At 37.5% G+C, this 18,095-nt stretch carries 13 protein-coding genes; 11 read left to right on the top strand and 2 right to left on the bottom strand.

Annotated features, from left to right (window positions below; all coding sequences use genetic code 11):
• The first annotated feature begins 17 nt into the window (after positions 1-17).
• Together ACIQAA_RS06550 and ACIQAA_RS06545 are read left to right on the top strand one after the other, a co-directional pair.
• Positions 18-1,433: an MFS transporter gene (locus ACIQAA_RS06550; RefSeq protein ID WP_402616601.1), complete on the top strand. Its 1,416-nt coding sequence runs from the start codon at positions 18-20 to the stop codon at positions 1,431-1,433.
• A 379-nt stretch (positions 1,434-1,812) separates the two neighbouring features.
• Positions 1,813-3,219 (top strand): MFS transporter, encoded by a 1,407-nt coding sequence (locus ACIQAA_RS06545; RefSeq protein WP_402616598.1) that lies wholly within the window; start codon positions 1,813-1,815, stop codon positions 3,217-3,219.
• A gap of 190 nt (positions 3,220-3,409) precedes the next feature.
• On the opposite strand, the gene ACIQAA_RS06540 is transcribed toward ACIQAA_RS06545, so the two are convergent.
• Complete coding sequence (locus ACIQAA_RS06540; RefSeq protein ID WP_402616595.1) at positions 3,410-4,606, bottom strand: ROK family transcriptional regulator; 1,197 nt, start codon at positions 4,604-4,606, stop codon at positions 3,410-3,412.
• Positions 4,607-4,843: 237 nt separating this feature from the next.
• On the opposite strand from ACIQAA_RS06540, the gene uxaC reads away from it, so the two are divergent.
• From uxaC to ACIQAA_RS06500, 8 genes are all read left to right on the top strand, one after another.
• A complete protein-coding gene (gene uxaC / locus ACIQAA_RS06535) occupies positions 4,844-6,247 on the top strand; it encodes a glucuronate isomerase (protein WP_402616592.1) in 1,404 nt (467 codons plus the stop codon).
• A gap of 245 nt (positions 6,248-6,492) precedes the next feature.
• Positions 6,493-7,905 (top strand): NADP-dependent phosphogluconate dehydrogenase, encoded by a 1,413-nt coding sequence (gene gndA, locus ACIQAA_RS06530; protein ID WP_402616590.1) that lies wholly within the window; start codon positions 6,493-6,495, stop codon positions 7,903-7,905.
• 241 nt (positions 7,906-8,146) lie between these two features.
• Positions 8,147-9,049, top strand: coding sequence for an AraC family transcriptional regulator (locus ACIQAA_RS06525; protein WP_402616587.1), 903 nt, complete (start codon positions 8,147-8,149; stop codon positions 9,047-9,049).
• 33 nt (positions 9,050-9,082) lie between these two features.
• Positions 9,083-9,970, top strand: coding sequence for a sugar phosphate isomerase/epimerase family protein (locus tag ACIQAA_RS06520; protein WP_402616584.1), 888 nt, complete (start codon positions 9,083-9,085; stop codon positions 9,968-9,970).
• A 2-nt stretch (positions 9,971-9,972) separates the two neighbouring features.
• A complete protein-coding gene (locus ACIQAA_RS06515; RefSeq protein ID WP_402616581.1) occupies positions 9,973-11,133 on the top strand; it encodes a Gfo/Idh/MocA family protein in 1,161 nt (386 codons plus the stop codon).
• Between the two features lie 66 nt (positions 11,134-11,199).
• Entirely contained in the window at positions 11,200-12,204 is a 1,005-nt protein-coding gene (locus tag ACIQAA_RS06510; RefSeq protein ID WP_402616578.1) for a Gfo/Idh/MocA family protein, read from the top strand.
• Between the two features lie 2 nt (positions 12,205-12,206).
• Complete coding sequence (locus ACIQAA_RS06505; protein WP_402616575.1) at positions 12,207-13,070, top strand: sugar phosphate isomerase/epimerase family protein; 864 nt, start codon at positions 12,207-12,209, stop codon at positions 13,068-13,070.
• 420 nt (positions 13,071-13,490) lie between these two features.
• On the top strand, positions 13,491-14,969 hold the full coding sequence (locus ACIQAA_RS06500) for an MFS transporter (RefSeq protein WP_402616572.1): 1,479 nt from the start codon (positions 13,491-13,493) through the stop codon (positions 14,967-14,969).
• 375 nt (positions 14,970-15,344) lie between these two features.
• Here ACIQAA_RS06500 and ACIQAA_RS06495 read toward each other — a convergent pair whose 3' ends face one another.
• Positions 15,345-16,538 (bottom strand): ROK family transcriptional regulator, encoded by a 1,194-nt coding sequence (locus ACIQAA_RS06495; RefSeq protein WP_402616570.1) that lies wholly within the window; start codon positions 16,536-16,538, stop codon positions 15,345-15,347.
• A gap of 269 nt (positions 16,539-16,807) precedes the next feature.
• Between ACIQAA_RS06495 and ACIQAA_RS06490 the strand changes: the two genes are divergently transcribed.
• Positions 16,808-18,076, top strand: a complete 1,269-nt coding sequence (locus ACIQAA_RS06490) for a nickel pincer cofactor-dependent isomerase, group 22 (RefSeq protein WP_402616567.1) — start codon at positions 16,808-16,810, stop codon at positions 18,074-18,076.
• Positions 18,077-18,095 lie beyond the last annotated feature (19 nt).

Below are 18,095 nucleotides of genomic sequence, written 5' to 3'. Positions count from 1 at the left end.
TAATAGGAGGGTTAATGATGGCTAGAGCAATTCAACAGAAAGTTGAAACCCCACAAAATGGTGGGAAAGCAGTACGTCCATTCGGTATGAAAGATAAGTTGGGTTACTTATTCGGTGATTTTGGAAACGATTTCTTCTTTATTCTAGTTGCAGCTTTCCTTATGGTTTATTACACCGATGTATATGGTCTTAATCCAGCTGCCGTCGGGGGACTATTCCTGATTGCACGTTTATGGGATGCAGTTGCCGACATTACATGGGGTCGCTTCATCGATACGAGGAAAGCAGGAAAGAATGGAAAGTTCAGACCTTGGATCTTTAGAATGTCATTTCCACTTGTCATTACTGGTATATTAATGTTTGTTCATATTCCAGGAATGTCTGATGGATTTTACCTTGCGTATGCATATGTAACCTATATTATTTGGGGAACATTATATTCGACTGTTAATATTCCTTATGGCTCTATGGCTTCTGTCATCACAGGTGATCCTGTTGAACGTACGGCATTATCTAGCTGGAGAACATTAGGGGGGAACTTAGCTGGGTTAATCATTAATGTTGTAGGACCAATGATTTTGTTTGTTGACAATAAAGCAGATGCAAATCGATTCCTTTTAGGCGCTATCATTTTCGGTGTTCTTGCAATCGCTTGTTATATGGCATGCTATAAATTATCTGTTGAACGTATTGTAATCGATGAAACAAATAAACCAAAAGCGAACTTTGGCAAAACGGTAAAAGGTCTTGGTAAAAACAGACCACTCATTGTGTTCCTTACTCTTTCTTTATTGTTCTTGGTTTGCTTTATGTTAATTGGAACTGTAAACGTATATTTATTTAAAGATTTCTTTGGAAACGCTAAAGCATTAAGTATGGTTGGTCTTCTTCAATCAGTGGCGGTATTTGTTGGGATGCCAATGGTAAAACCGTTAGTTTCAAAATTTGGTAAAAAAGAAGTGGCTTCAGCTGGTCTCTTACTTGCAGCAATTGTATATGCGGTTTTATATTTCTTACCTAACTTAACATCAACACAATTTATCGCAGTATTAACAGTTGGTATGTTTGGATATGGAATTTTCAACCTAGTTATTTGGGCTTTCGTTACAGACATCATTGATTACCACGAATATTTAACTGGACTGCGTGAGGATGGAACCGTTTACTCTATCTACTCAATGGCTCGTAAAATTGGACAAGCAGTTGCTGGTGGTGTTGGTGGTGCAGCGATTGCAGCGGTGGGTTACCATGCGGGTGCCGAAGCTCAATCAGCTGAAACGCTGCAAGGAATTCATACACTTGCTACATTAGTACCAGCGGTGATACTGTTTGTTATATTCTTAATGATTGTATTCCTTTATCCATTAAACAAAAAACGCACAGAACAACTTGCACTTGATTTAGTTGAAAAAAGAAAATCATATAAAAACTAAATTATATTTTGAAGAAAAAGGTAGCAACAACTGTTTGCTGCCTTTTTCTATTTTAGTAACCCCTTTTTGCATATTGCTTAAAGGGGATTAATGGTTATTGGGTGAAAAATAGAAGTCGCTGACGGCCTACCATTGTTTTCAAACAAACTTACCACTACAACCGCTTACAATATTATTGACGAATATCAAAAATGGGTATATTCTAAGTGTGTAATTAATTTGTTGGTTTATTAAACAAATTAATTAAAACAGAAAACACTCTCGAGAAGTCAGTCTTTTGTTGTGTGTAATTTAGTATGGGGTTACACAAAATAGTTTCAAAGCAATATCATCATTTTAGAAAAGATTTTTTAGAATACTTTATTGGGAGGGTATAGAAATGGCTCAAGCATTGCAAAAGAAAGTAGAATCCCCACAATCTGGTGGGAAAACAGTACGTCCATTTGGTTTTAAAGATAAATTAGGTTACTTGTTTGGAGACTTTGGAAACGATTTCTTCTTTATCCTAGCCGCCTCATTCTTGATGGTATTTTATACGGATATTTTTCATATTAATCCTGCTCATGTCGGACTATTATTCACGGTCGCCCGTCTTTGGGATGCTTTTGCCGACGTAACATGGGGGCGTTTCATTGATACGAGAAAGGCAACTGCTCAAGGAAAATTTAGACCATGGATTTTAAGAATGTCATTTCCACTTGTAATCATGGGTATTTTGATGTTCGTAAAGATACCTGGCATGTCTGAAGGGTTTTACCTAGCTTATGCATATGTCACATATATTGTGTGGGGAACATTATATTCGACTGTTAATATTCCTTATGGCTCCATGGCTTCAGTGATTACTGGTGATCCGGTAGAACGTACTTCCTTATCAAGCTGGAGAACGTTAGGTGGTCAAATGGCAGGTTTAATTATTAACGTAGTTGGCCCAATTATTTTATTCGTTAATAATAAACCGGATGCGAATCGCTTCATTCTCGCAGCATTAATTTTCGGTGGACTAGCACTTGCTTGTTACCTTGCTTGTTATAAATTATCTGTTGAACGTATCGTTATGGATGAATCAAATAAAGAAAAAGTCAATTTTGGTCAAACCATGAAGGGGCTTACGAAAAACAAACCATTAATGGTGTTCCTTGCGGCTGCATTGGCATTCATGGTTGTCTTTATGTTAATTGGTACGGTTAACGTTTATCTATTTAAGGATTATTTCACGAATGCTAAAGCATTAAGTATAGTAGGTCTTCTTCAAGCAGTTGCTGTATTTATCGCCATGCCATTTATTCAACCATTGGTTAAGAAATTTGGTAAAAAAGAAGTGGCTTCCGGCGGATTATTAGTCGCCGCGCTTGTATACGGAGTTCTATATTTCCTTCCGAATTTAACAGCAACACAATTTATTGGTGTATTAACAGTTGCTATGTTTGGTTATGGTGTGTTTAACCTTGTAGTGTGGGCGTTTGTTACAGACGTAATAGATTATCACGAGTATTTAACAGGCCTCAGAGAAGACGGTACCGTTTATTCAATCTATTCAATGGCACGTAAAATCGGACAAGCGGTTGCTGGTGGTGCCGGCGGTGCAGCGATTGCAGCCGTTGGTTACAATGCGGGTGCCGAGGTACAATCGGCTGAAACATTACAAGGAATTCATACACTTGCAACTTTAGTACCTGCACTTACACTTGGTGTCGTGTTCCTAATGATTGTATTCTTATATCCATTAAACAAAAAGCGTACTACACAACTTGCAATGGATTTAGCTGCAAGAAGAAAAGCTTAATATTTCATAAGAGGTAAGATTGTTATGACTGTTCCTTAACAATCTTATCTTTTTTTGAACATTTTTGTTTTGAATGCTAGTCGCGGGCAGAGAAGAGTCTCGTTGGCTTAAACAACAGAAAGAAATAATATAAAGAAGATCCCCTTTCGTAAAGTGAAAGGGGATCATTTGCAAAGTAATGAGCTGAACGCTATATGTTAACGCTTGCATTTTTATTATTTGGCTGAAAATCATATTTTAAGTTCAACATCGGAACTTCTAAAAAATGTTTAATGGCAAGAGCGCAAGCTCCAAGAACAGCGGAGTTTCTTCCTATTGAAGAAATCTGTAGTGCACGGTAATGACTAATAGAAGAATTCAAATTTCCTCTTATTTTATCGAGAGCATTCGGATACATACGCAGGAGCTCGCTATCAAGCACAAGCACGTCAGGATTGTACATATTGATCATATTATTTAAACCAATTGAGAGGTAAAAAATAAATTGTTCCATTAACTGATAGACTTCTTCGTCATCTTCATCAAGCCATTTTTGGATATCTTCATATGACACAGACTTCATTTTCCTAGTATCTGATAAATGCCTGAAAATTGCATTTTCAGAGGCATATCTTTCCCAGCAACCCTTATTTCCGCAATTGCATTGAATACCGTTTGGTACAACAATCATGTGGCCAATCTCACCAGCAAATCCGTCATGCCCGCGGAAAAACTCGTTGTTCATCATCATTCCGAGACCTATACCGGAATAAAGAGTAGCAGATAATAAGTTATCTGTTTCATGATGCACATAAACCCGCTCGGCAAAAGCACTTAGGTTCGCATTGTTTTCTATATAAACGTTGATATCGATTTGTCTTTCAATATCATTCTTAAGGGTAATGTTATTCCAGCGTAAGCGTGGTACATAGTGTATTGTTTCATCTTTTCCAACTAGACCATGAATGGCAATAACAATTCCGATAATTCCATATTGACTGTAAGCGTATTCAGATTTATACACTTTTATATGCTCAACTAAAAGATTTAGTATCTCTTTGTAGTCTGTCGTATTTGTTTCTATCCTTTTGGAGTTGATCGGAGTTCCCGAAAGATCAGAAACCGTAAAAGAAATATGGTCATAATCAAGGTCAATGCCAAGAGCGTAACCTGCCTCACTGTTAATGGAAAGCATAATAGGTTTTCTTCCAACAGTATAATGCTCAAGCTGTGTTTCTATTATGAGACCTTCGTCTAATAAGTCGGCTACCTGTGCTGAGATGGTCGCACGTGTAAGAGCTGTTACTTTTGATAAATCTGCCCTAGAAATTAAACCTTCTTTGACAATCTCTCGAAGAATAATCGAGCGATTAATTTTTTTTATATATGACGCGTCACCGGTAATCATTTGTATCCTCCATTTCGAGCGACTTTTCTACTATAACAATAGTATAACAGGTTATCTGATGTAGGTCTCTGTCGAATAGCAAAAAAATATAAACTGTCAATTGACTTAACAAATTAAACATGATAAGTTAGTAATGTAATTAATTTGTTTACTAAACAAATTAAGGAAAACTTTCATGAAATTATCTAATAAATTTGTAAGGGTTTACAGAAAATAGTAGTAATTGGAGGGTGTCGAATGAAAACTTTTTTAGACAAAGACTTCTTGTTAGATACAGAAACATCCATAAAATTATATGAAAATGCAGCACAGGGGTTACCGATTTTTGACTTCCACTGCCACTTAGATCCACAAGAGGTTTGGGAAAATAAGTCATATGAAAGCATTACTCAATTATGGCTGGGCGGAGACCATTATAAATGGCGTACCATGCGTATGAACGGTATTGGCGAGAAATACATTACTGGTGATGGTTCAGATTGGGAGAAATTCGCTGCTTGGGCAGAAACGGTGCCAAACTTAATTGGTAACCCGCTTTATCATTGGACTCACATGGAGTTGAAAATGTACTTTGGGATTGAGAAATTACTAAGCCCTTCAACTGCACGTGAAATTTATGATGAATGTAATGAAAAGCTAAAATCACCAGATTACACCGCGAGAGCTTTTATTGCTAAATCAAATGTTAAGTTTATTGGGACAACGGATGATCCTAATTCAACTTTGGAATACCATCGTTTATTAAAGAATGATGAAACCTTTGCTCCTATTATTGCACCAACATTCCGTCCAGATGGAGCTTTGTTCATCGAGCGTCCTACATTTGTCAGCTGGATTGAAAAATTAGAAGAGGTTTCTGGGATTAAAGTAGATTCACTAGAAGGTTTCTTGAATGCCCTTCAGCAACGTGTTGATTACTTTCACGAAAATGGCGGCCGTGCATCTGACCATGATATTCAAAAAATGGAATATGTAGAAACAACAAAGGAAGAGATTGAAGTTATTTTCAAAAAAGGGTTGAATGGTGAACAGCTTTCTAACGAAGAACTGATTGCTTACCGTTGGTTCCTATTAACAGAGCTTGGAAAAATGTATGCTGGAAAACAGTGGGTCATGCAGCTTCATATGGGTGCATTAAGAAATAACAATACAAAAATGAAAGAGCTTATTGGTCCAGACACAGGCTTTGATTCAGTAGGTGAATCTAATTTTGCTGAGGGTGTATCTAGATTCCTTGATACTCTTGAACAACAAAATGCTTTACCAAGAACGGTATTATTCAACCTGAATTCTAAAGATAATCCTGTCCTTGCTGGTATGATGGGGAACTTTTATGAAGAAGGCGTTCCTGGTAAAATCCAATTTGGTTCTGGCTGGTGGTTTAATGACCATATCGATGGAATGGAAAGACAAATGAAAGATCTTGCTAACGTAGGACTGTTGAGCCATTTTATTGGTATGCTGACAGATTCACGCAGCTTCCTTTCCTATGCACGTCATGAATACTTCCGCCGTATTCTTTGCAACCTATTAGGTGATTGGGTAGAAAGAGGACTAGCGCCTAATGATTTGGAATACCTTGAGCAAATGGTTAGAAATATTGGCTACAATAACGCAGAAAAATACTTTTTACAACGCTAAGGATTGAGTTGGATTAAGGGGCGCCTTTAAAAGGGGTTACCCCTTTAATACATAGAATAAAGTGTTAATTCTATTTATTTGAGCAAACTTAGCATGACAAATTAGCCGAAATAATTGATGTTCTAATTGTTAATCGTTATTATGGATGGTATGAGTATAGGAAGTGCCGGACGGCAACTCCAGACTTCAACTAAGGAATAAAGTAAAAAATTTTCTAACAAGATCAAGGAGAAAGAGGGATAACAATGTCTAAACAACAAATTGGTGTCGTAGGGTTGGCAGTTATGGGTAAGAATCTTGCTTTAAATATTGAAAGCCGCGGTTACTCTGTTGCTGTTTTCAACCGTTCTTATGACAAAACAGAAGAATTTCTAAAGAACGAAGCTGAAGGAAAGAACTTTGTTGGTGCACGTACAGTTGAAGAATTTGTTAATTCTTTAGAAAAACCTCGCAAAATTTTATTAATGGTTAAAGCAGGTACTGCAACGGATGCAACAATCGACTCTTTAAAGCCATTTCTTGAAGAAGGCGATATCCTAATTGATGGTGGGAATACATTCTTCCAGGATACAATCCGTCGTAATAAGGAATTAGAAACAGCAGGATTCCATTTCATTGGAACGGGAGTTTCAGGTGGAGAGGAAGGCGCGTTAAAAGGTCCTTCTATCATGCCTGGCGGTAAGGAAGAAGCTTATAATCTTGTAAGACCAATACTTGAAGCCATCTCCGCAAAAGTAGAAGGCGACCCTTGCTGTACATATATTGGTCCAAACGGTGCAGGTCACTATGTGAAAATGGTTCATAACGGAATCGAATATGGAGATATGCAGTTAATCTGTGAAGCTTATTTTATTTTGAAAAATGTCCTTGGTTTAGATGCGAAGGAACTTCACGAAGTCTTTGCTGAATGGAACAAAGGCGAATTAGACAGCTATTTAATAGAAATCACTGCAGATATCTTTACAAAAGTGGACGAAGAAACTGGTAAGCCGATGGTTGACTTGATCCTCGATACTGCTGGCCAAAAGGGTACTGGTAAATGGACAAGCCAAAACGCACTTGATTTGGGCGTTCCGCTTCCAATCATCACGGAATCCGTATTTGCCCGCTTTATTTCTGCAATGAAGGATGAGCGTATTAAGGCAAGCAAGGTTCTTAATGGACCTGAAGTAAAGGCGTTTGAAGGCAATAAAGAAGAATTAATTGAAGCAGTACGTAAAGCATTGTATATGAGCAAAATCGTTTCTTATGCACAAGGTTTTGCACAAATGCGTGCTGCGTCTGAAGAATATGATTGGAATCTTCGTTACGGCGATATCGCGATGATTTTCCGTGGCGGTTGTATCATTCGTGCGCAATTCTTACAAAAAATTAAAGACGCTTATGACCGTGATCCAGAATTAAGAAACCTATTATTAGATCCTTACTTTAAGGAAATTGTTGAGAACTATCAGCAGCCATTACGTCAGGTTCTTGCTGTAGCAATTGAACGTGGAATCCCAGTACCATCATTTGCAAGCGCAATTGCTTACTATGACAGCTATCGTACTGAAACACTTCCAGCGAACCTGCTTCAAGCGCAACGCGACTATTTTGGGGCGCATACGTATCAACGTATTGATAAAGAAGGAGTATTCCACACAAATTGGATGGAATAATCGCTTCATAAAAAGTTATTAATGAACTAACTGCAAAAGGAGACAAAAACTAGCCCTAAACGCTGTAATTGTCTCCTTTTTTGTTTGTCTGAAAACCATAGTAAAAAAGCAATATCAGTCAAATAATAAATATTATTGAGCAGTTTTAGAGAATGTTTTTTGTTTCTATCTGCAATATAATATAAATATGTTCAGTTAACAAACTTATATGTTAACGCTTACTTCTAAGGGTGTGAAAGCAGTGGAAAAGTTAACAAGCTCTTCATTGAGAAAAAGAATAATGGACGAGTGGATATACGGTTTCTACCGAATTCAAGGTGTTGACTTTCACAACTTTAATTTTCACTCACATCAAGAATATGAGATTTATTTTTTTCACTCGGGTGATTGTAAGTATTTAATAAACAATCGGATTTACGAGTTGCAGCCAGGTGATATCATCCTGTTAGATGGTATGACTTTGCATAAAGCAAATCCTGGAACAGACAGTACGTATACAAGAAGTATGCTTCATTTTTCACCTATTTGGCTGCAGGAATCATTAATTGGACTTGGGATCCCTAATCTGTTAGACCCGTTTAAAAAACTCAATAATTGCTTGCTCCGTACAGGTTACGATGAATTTGGACAATTTGTTGACAGCCGTATAAAGGAAATAGCCAGCTCGCTTACTCATATTGAGGAAGAAATGCAGCGGACAGGTAAGAAAAATGAGTTGCTAGAAGCTGAAGTAAAACTTGAGTTAATTCAATTATTGATGGGAATTTATAAAATGAGTCAAAAAGAATTGTCTCAAGTGACGAGTAAAAGGTCAGAAAAGGAACTTCATGCCGAGTCCATTGCCTCTTGGATTAATGATCATTATGCTGAAAAAGTCAGTTTAGACAGAATTGCAGAAGAGTTAAGTTTAAGTAAGTATTATGCTTCACATATTTTTAAGGAAGTTACCGGCTTTACGGTGATGGAATATGTAATGGCCTGCCGGCTGAACCAGGTGAAGTATTTGCTGGAAATGGAGCCTGATCAATCACTAACGGATGTGGCCCGCTCCACAGGCTTTGAGAGCGTTGCGCATTTCAGCCGCTTTTTTAAAGAGAAGGTAGGCACCACCCCTTCACAGTATCGTAAAACGAAACGCAGGTAGCCATATTCCTAGGAATAAGGAGGAAAATAATAAATGAATCAAGATTTATTGATTTCGGGATTTTCAGATGAAATCTCATCTAATTTTGATACCCAGCTTGAAGTTGTCTCAAATTTAGGGATGAAATATATTTCGTTACGTGGCATTGATGGGAAGAATATTGGTGATTTTACTGTCGATGAAATCAAAGAAACAGTTCTTCCAAGACTGCAAAAAGCTGGGATTGGAGTTTCTTCTATCGGCTCACCAATTGGTAAAGTCTTTATCAATGATGAAGAGGGCTTTGCTAAACAGAAGCTTATGTTGGACACATTATGCCAAATTAGCAACTTGCTCGATTGCAAATATATGCGAATCTTCAGCTTCTATATTCCTAAGGGTGAGGATGCAGACCAATATCGCAGTGAAGTTGTTAGCAAGCTAAAGGATTTTGCAGTGATTGCGGAAAAATACAATGTGATTTTACTGCATGAAAATGAAAAGGATATCTTTGGTGATATCGCAAGACGCTGCCACGAGATTTTAACAGAAGTTGGTTCTCCGTACTTTAAAGGGATTTTCGACTTTGCGAATTTCGTTCAGTGCGGTGAAGACACGCAGGAGTGTTACGATCTCTTAAAGGATGAGATTGTTTATATACACATAAAAGATGCTGTAACATCGGATAGCCAAAACGTTGTCTGTGGAACTGGCGAAGGTAAAATTCCGGAAATTTTAGCCCAGTTTATTAAGAGCGGCTACAAAGGATTTTTAACTCTTGAGCCACATCTCGTTCTCTTTGATTCTCTAAAGGATTTAGAGCTTGAGGATGCGACCGAGATCATTAAGGACAACAAAGGGCTGGATGGTGCCGGCGGCTACAAGCTTCAATATGAAGCATTATTAGAAATTCTTAACAAAATTGAAAGCGAGGGAATTTAATTATGGCTGATGTAAGATTAGGGATTATCGGATTAGGTGCAGAAGGTGGTATGTACGCTAATTTCATTTCTGAAGGCAAAGTTAAAAACATGGTGATTGGTGCGATCTGTGATAATGATCCTGCTAAAAAACAAGTAGCAGAAGAGAAGTATCCTGGTATTCCTTTCTACGAAAATTATATCGATATGCTTGAAAGTGGTGAAGTTGATGCAGTTGTTACAACTGTTCCGCATTATCTCCATCCTGAAATGGGAATCGAATCACTAAAAAGAAATATCCATGCATTAGTGGAAAAACCAGCTGGTGTTTATACAAAACAAGTTAAAGAGCTAAATGACTTTGCAGCAACAAAGCCTGAACTTAAATTTGCAATCTTCTTTAACCAGCGTACAAATCCACTTTATAAAAAGGTAAAAGAAATTATCGATAATGGTGAGATTGGCAGCATCCGCAGTACCAACTGGATTATCACTACCTGGTGGAGACCTCAGGGATACTACAATCAAAGTGAATGGAGAGCAACTTGGGGCGGAGAAGGCGGCGGTGTCCTTGTAAACCAAGCGCCACACCAAATTGACTTGCTTCAATGGATTTGTGGTATGCCGAAAAAGGTTTATGCAAAAGTAAACTATGGCTCTCAAAGAGATATTGTGGTTGAAGATGATGTGACTGCAGTATTTGATTATGGAAATGGTGCTACTGGTGTATTTGTAACTCGTACACACGATGTTGTGGGGACAGACCGTTTAGAAATATTAGGCGACAAAGGAAAAATTGTCGTCGATAACAGTAGTAAAGTAACCATCAAACGCCTGAATAAATCCGAAAATGAAATGAGCTCTACCATGGATATGTCAGATGTCATGAAGCTGTTTATGGGCGGCGGTACTGGTGATATTTTCACTGAGGAAGTCCTTGATTTTGGCAATGTTTGGGGCGAACAGCACATTGCAGTATTAGAAGACTTTGCTTCTGCGATTGTTGAAGGTACACCATTATTAGCTCCAGGAAGCGATGGGATTAATGGTGTTAGACTTGCAAATGCCATGCACTTGTCAAGCTGGTTAGGCAAGGAAATAGAAGTACCATTTGATGAAGATTTATTCCTAGAAGAATTAAATAAACGGATTACCGAAGAAGGTAAATATCCAGTTAGAAAGTAATCAATGACATTAAACGAACTCATCGCTAAACAGCTTTGAGTTCGTTTCAAAAAAGGGGATAAGCTGATGCTAAAAGTAGCAATAATAGGGCTTGGAGATATCTCAAAAATTCATATTCCAGCTATACAAGCTAACCCAAATGCTGAGTTAGTGGCAGTATGTGATCTTGATGAATCATTAAAAGATACCGTACCAGGGGTAAACTTTTATAGTGATTATCACGAGATGCTTGAAAAAGAAAACCTTGATGTTGTCCATAATTGTCTCCCCCACTATCTACACTATCCTGTAACGAAAACCTGTATAGAAAAGGGAGTAAATGTTTTTCAAGAAAAGCCGCTTGGTTTGAACACTAATGAGGGACAGGCACTTGCAAAACTAGAGGAAGAACACAGGGATGTTAAAATCGGTGTGTGTTTACAAAATCGTTATAATGAGTCGTTTGAAATGCTGATGGACATCGTCAAAAGCGGCGATTATGGCAAGGTCACAGGCGTAAAAGGATTGGTGGCTTGGTATCGGCCGAAGGCTTATTATGATGTGAAACCTTGGCGGGGAAAAATGGAGTATGCCGGCGGCGGTTCCATGATCAATCAATCTCTTCACACCCTGGATTTAATGCAGCTTGTTGGCGGAAAAATGGAATCCATTAGAGGTTCAGTGGACCAATTATTGGATTATGGGATTGAAGTGGAAGACACTGCTTCAGCACATATTCTTTTCCAAAACGGTGCAAGAGGATTATTTTTTTCAACTAATGCGAATGCTGAGAACTCCAGTGTAGAGCTCGAAGTGTATCTTGAAAAAGGTAAATGCATCATTAAAGACAGCATTCTTTCAAGAGTAAATGAAGAGGGGAAAAAGGAAGAATTGGTAGAGGACGCTAAGCTGCCAGGCTCAAAATTCTATTACGGTGCCAGCCATGCGAAAACGATCAATCAATTCTATAGCTGTATATTACAGGGCACTCACGATTATGTGCATGCAAAGGATGCGCTTGTATCGATACAAATGATTGATGCCATTCGACTTTCCTCAGAGAAAAAACAAAGTATTAAGATGGAGGGATAACCATGAAAAAAGGTAAAATCGGCGTTCAAATGATGATGCTAAAAGGCAAAGTAGAAGAACTTGGTGTTTATGAGACTTTAAGGAAAGTAAGAGAGCTTGGCTTTGGTGCTGTAGAAGTATCACAAATTCCAATGACAGCTGAAAATGTGGCAGAGTTAAAAAGAGCAAGTGAAGACTTTGATATTAAAATCGCTGCCCTTTCTGCGGCTCTAGAGCCAATGATGCCAGGTATGCCAGGAGAGACTTTAGCGAACGATTTCGACAAAATTGTAAGCGATTGTAAGACGTTAAATTGTAATTTCCTGCGTATCGGTATGCTTCCTTTTACAACAATCGGACATAAAGACAAGATTATGGAGTTTGTACAAAAATGTGATGAGGTTGCGCAAAAGTTAGCTGAGCATGGCATTGAATTGTACTACCATAACCACCATGTTGAGTTCCAAAAATATGATGGCGAATACTTATTAGATATTATCAAGAACAATACTTCTAAAATTGGCTTTGAAATGGATGTCCACTGGATTCACCGCGGCGGTCTAAATCCTGTTGAAGTATTAAAGAATTATGCTGGCCGCATCTCTCTAATACACTTAAAAGACTACCGTATCGGACAATTTGACGTAAGTGTACTAGAGGGCGGATTTGAACCGGGTAAATTCTTCCAAGCCTTTAATAATGTAGTGCAATTTGCCGAACTAGGTGCAGGCAGCCTGGATCTTAAAGCAATTATTGAAGCAGGTCTAGAAAGCGGTTCACAGTACTTCTTAGTAGAGCAAGATGATTTATATGGACGCGATCCATTTGATTGTCTAAGAGACTCTGCTAATCACTTGAGAGAGCTAGGATATGCTGACTGGTTTTAATATATTGAAAAAGTAAAATACAAGAAGGCAGAGGGTGTCTACTGCCTTTTTGTATTGGGAAAATCTCACTAAGGTATATAATATGAAAGGGTTTTTATATTAAGTTGTCAAGATAAAAAGGCATTCTATCAACAAAATTTTTAGAAAATTAAAAATCCATTGACTAGCGATAGTAGAGATGATATTCTTTAGATAATAATTAGTTCATTAAACTAATTAAAAAATACAATAATAGTTTACTAGCAATTTATATTTTTTTATTCGGGAATGAAAGGGGTTTCATATAAGGGGGCGACAAGTAAAGGGGTATTGTTTTTTAGGTGATCTGTTGTTGTTGGTATAAGCAGGGGGATTATTAGTTAAGGATTTTTCTTAATATTTTAAGAAATGAAAGCGTTTAACTATAAGGGGGGCGAAATTATGTCAAATGTAAAAGTAGACAGCGGTCAGCAGTATAACAGAGCGAAATTATGGGAAATTTGTTTATTTACATTAAATAACACATCAACAAATATACAAATATTTATCTTGGGGTTTGTTACTTATTATGCCACAGGAATAGCCGGACTTGCAGTTATGTTAGTAAGTACGATTCTAATGGCAGCGCGTTTATTTGATGGTGCAATCGACCCGCTTATCGGTTATATTATTGATAAAACAGAGGGTAAATTCGGTAAGTTTAGGCCATTAATGATTATTGGAAATATCATTACATCCGGTTCCATGCTAATTATATTTGGGGTCACTCATCATTTACCGGAGTCTATGCAATTTATTTTCTTTGTTGCGATGTTAGTGATTAATAAGATTGGTTATTCCTTACAAACGAGTGTTACCAAAGCAGGGCAAACCGTTTTAACGAATGATCCAAAGCAAAGACCACTTTATTCTATTTTTGACGGTGCTTTCAATACCATATTGTTTGGTGGCGGCCAAATTTATGTATCTTCTTATTTAATGGGTAAACACGGCGGTTTTAATATGGGATTGTTTACTGAATTAAATTCTGTTGGACTTATTATTTCGTTAATATTCTGTATCCTAGCTATCGTTGGAATTGCACCAAAGGATCGTAAGGAATATTATGGATTGGCTGAGGAAGGAACAAACACAACTTTCCGCGAGTATTGGGGAGTTATCAAAGGAAACAGACCATTGCAAATGCTCTCTCTATCTGCTGCGACTGATAAACTAGCCCTTAGTATCGCCCGCTACTCTGTAGTAGGAGTAATGTTATTTGGGATTTTGCTAGGAGATTATTCTCTAAGTGGAACAATCGGAATGATTACAATGATACCAGCGTTATTGATAACATTTTTGGTAGTTGCAATGGCAAGAAAACACGGTATGAAAAAGTCATTAGTCAGATCAACTTGGGTTGGATTATTCTCTTTCATTGGTCTGATTGCGTTATTCTTGTTAATAGATGACCCTACATCTATTTCACTAGACAATATTGGGTTCGCTACAATAGCGTTTCTTGTTCTTTATATGTGTGCATCAAGCTTTGGCGGAGTTCCTTCGGTTTTGGTTATTCCGATGATTGCAGACGTTTCAGATTATGAAACAAATAAATCAGGACGTTATGTACCTGGAATGATGGGCACAATATTCTCATTTATTGACCAATTAGTTTCATCCCTTGCTCCGACGATTGTTGGTGCAATGGTAGGTATTATTGGTTTTAAAGACAAATTTCCCGAAGTAGGAGACGCATTAACAACTCCTTTATTTACCGTGACATTAATATTGGCATTCGGTTTACCAGCAATTGGATTGGTAATATCACTTATCGCAATGAAGTTTTATAAACTCGATGCAAAAGAAATGGAAAAAATTCAATCTGGTATTGCTGAGATTAAAGCAAATGGAAAAAAAGACAATAAAGCTGCAATTTAAAGAGTGAAAACCTTTCTGTAACCCTGGCGAATGCTAGGGTTTTTTTGCATAAAAAACCAATTCACATCTTATTTACGTGAATTGGTTACGATTGGTTCGTGTGTATCAAATGGTAAGTAATTTCCGTTCTTTTCAAGCTTCTCAATTAATGTTAATAAGATTTTTTTCATGTGTTTAACCCCCCGTGATTTGATACTCTTATTATCAAATATTTGGGAATTTATCACAATGCTGCTGAACACGGAAACAAAGACAATGAAAACGAGAACAATGTTAGTGAAAGCGTGTATCACTACTATTTCCTTAATATTTCTCCATTTTTCTCGTATTTCATTTGCATATTTAGAAAGCATTTACAAGATAAATAGCCCTCCGTTACTGAGGGCTAAACTCTTTTTGCATCTTAGATTCATCAAAAGCCAAACTTAATTCTTTAATTTCTAAAAAGTTCTTAATGGCTAAGGCACAAGCACCCATACTACATGCATTTTTACCAAATTCCGAGATCTGTAGTTTTCGATATTGACCGACAGTAGAGGTAAGATGTGCTTTAATTTCTTCTAATGCATTCGGATACAATCGGAGCAATTCACTATTAATCACTAAAATCTCTGGATTATAGAGGTTGATAATATTGTTAAGTCCATATGATAAAAACTTAATATAATCTTTCATTAAAGCACCCGTAACGGCATCTTGTTCCACAAACCAATGATTAATTTCATCATAGGTGACATTTTCTTTATGGTGACTTTTTGACAATTGCTTCATAAAACTTGATTCCGATGCATATTGTTCCCAACAGCCTAGATTTCCGCAACGGCAGGGAAGACCATCAGGAACGATTATCATGTGGCCAATCTCACCTGCATAGCCATCGCACCCTTTTAGTAATTTACTATTTACCATAATTCCAAGCCCAATCCCTGAATACAAACTAACAGATAATAGGTTTTCGCTTTGATAATGTTTATAGACGATCTCAGCAAATGAACAAAGGTTAGCGTTATTTTCTATATAGATGTTGATACCGGTTTCATTTTGAAGATCAGCCTTCAAATTTTTATTATGCCATCGATGGTGTGGAACAAAATAGATACTTTCATCGTTATTAACGATACCATGAATGCCAATTACAACACCAATGAGCCCATAGGGTGCATGAGAACACCTCTGTTTATAGTGATTAATTTGTTTCGCTACCAATTCTACGATTAGATTGTAATCAGAGGCTGCTATTTCAATAGATTGGGTGTCCAGCGGTGAACCACTTAAATCTGATAAGGTGAAGGTTATCACTCTTTTATCCAGGTCAATTCCTAAAGAGTAACCAGCTTGACGGTTAATTGATAGCATAATAGGTCTACGTCCTAGATTTTTATGTTCTTGCTGGGTTTCTATAATTAACTCTTCCGCAAGTAAATCTGCTGCCTGTACAGAAATAGTAGCTTTGTTTAAGCCGGTAATCTTCGCTATGTCTGCTCTGGAAATCATGCCATGTTCAATTATTTTACTAATAATTAACGATCGATTTATCTTTTTAATAAATGATGCATCTCCCGTGACCAAATAATCACTTCCTTTAAATTTCTTGTAAAAAGATAAATATTTTTAAGTAAGCAGAGCTGTATTTTCATTGACGTAAACCATCCATAATGATATTATACAGGTAATTAGTTTGTTTGGTAAACAAATTAAATTTGATTTCATTATATTTTTTTACATAAGGGGATTTGAAAGGGATTACAAGTGAGTGATCAAACTTGATTTGGTTTATTTCCATACATGGAATATAATTCCCTGTGAAATACTTAGTATATAAAAGGAGTGAGTATTGTATGGGCATTCTTCAAGATTTATTGAAAGACATTCCGGTACCAAAGATGGCAAAAGTCAAAGTTAAGTTTGATGATAGTAAGATTGATGATTTAGAGCCAGTTTTGATGGGAAAATTACAGCAAGAACATATAAAATCAAAAATCCAGCCTGGAATGGAAATTGCGGTAGCAGTTGGAAGCCGAGGCCTTGACCGCCTGGTAGAATTAACTGCTGTAACCGTGAAATTTTTAAAAGATTTAGGAGCCAAGCCATTTATCGTACCGAGCATGGGAAGTCATGGCGGCGCAACTGCAGAAGGGCAGCGGGAGGTTCTAGCTCACCTTGGCGTAACAGAAGAGAGTGCTGGCTGTGAAATTCGCTCCTCAATGGAAGTTGTGAAAATTGGCGAGCTGCCAAATGGGCTGCCTGTTTATGTTGATAAATATGCTTCAGAGGCAGATGGCATAGTTGTGATCAATCGTGTGAAACCCCATACGGCTTTTAGGGGTCCGGTTGAAAGCGGCATTATGAAAATGATTAGTATTGGGTTAGGGAAGCAGCGGGGTGCAGAGGCTTGTCACCAACTAGGCTTTAAGTATATGGCTGAAAACGTACCTGCGATGGCAAAGATGATTATGGAGAAAAAACCATTTCTTTTTGGTGTGGCAACGATCGAAAACGCATTTGATAAAGTGGCTGTGGTTGATGTCCTTTCTCCTGAAGAAATTATTGAGAGAGAAGCAGACTTGCAGGCTAAGGCGAAGGAATTATTACCGAAGCTATTCTTTGAACAATTAGAGGTTCTTGTCATTGATCAAATTGGTAAAAATATCTCTGGTGATGGGATGGACCCGAATATTACAGGCCGATACCCTACTCCATATGCTCACGGAGGCCCAGATGTTAACAAAATGGTCGTTCTCGGTTTAACGCCGCAAACAGAAGGAAATGCCAATGGAGTTGGAACAGCTGATTTTACAACACAGCGTTTAGTTGACCGTATGGACCTGGAAGTGACCTATGCAAACGGGTTAACTTCAACTGTTGTAGCACCAACCAAAATTGCTACTACCTTGCCAAATGATCGTGAAGCGATACAAGCTGCCGTTAAAACAAGTAATATTTTAGATTTTACAAAAGTAAAAATGGTCCGTATTAAAAATACGTTAGAGTTGAGTGAAATTGAAGTTTCAGAAGCTTTAGTTGATTATGTGAAACAGCATCCAAATATGGAGCTGGTTTCAGAGCTTTATGAACTTCCATTTAATGAAAAAGGAAACTTATATTAAAACTAGGGAGAGTTGAAAC

It is taken from the genome of Neobacillus sp. NPDC093182, assembly GCF_044754045.1.
Note: the sequence above shows the minus strand (reverse complement) of the source record. Positions and strands in the feature narration are given on the sequence as shown.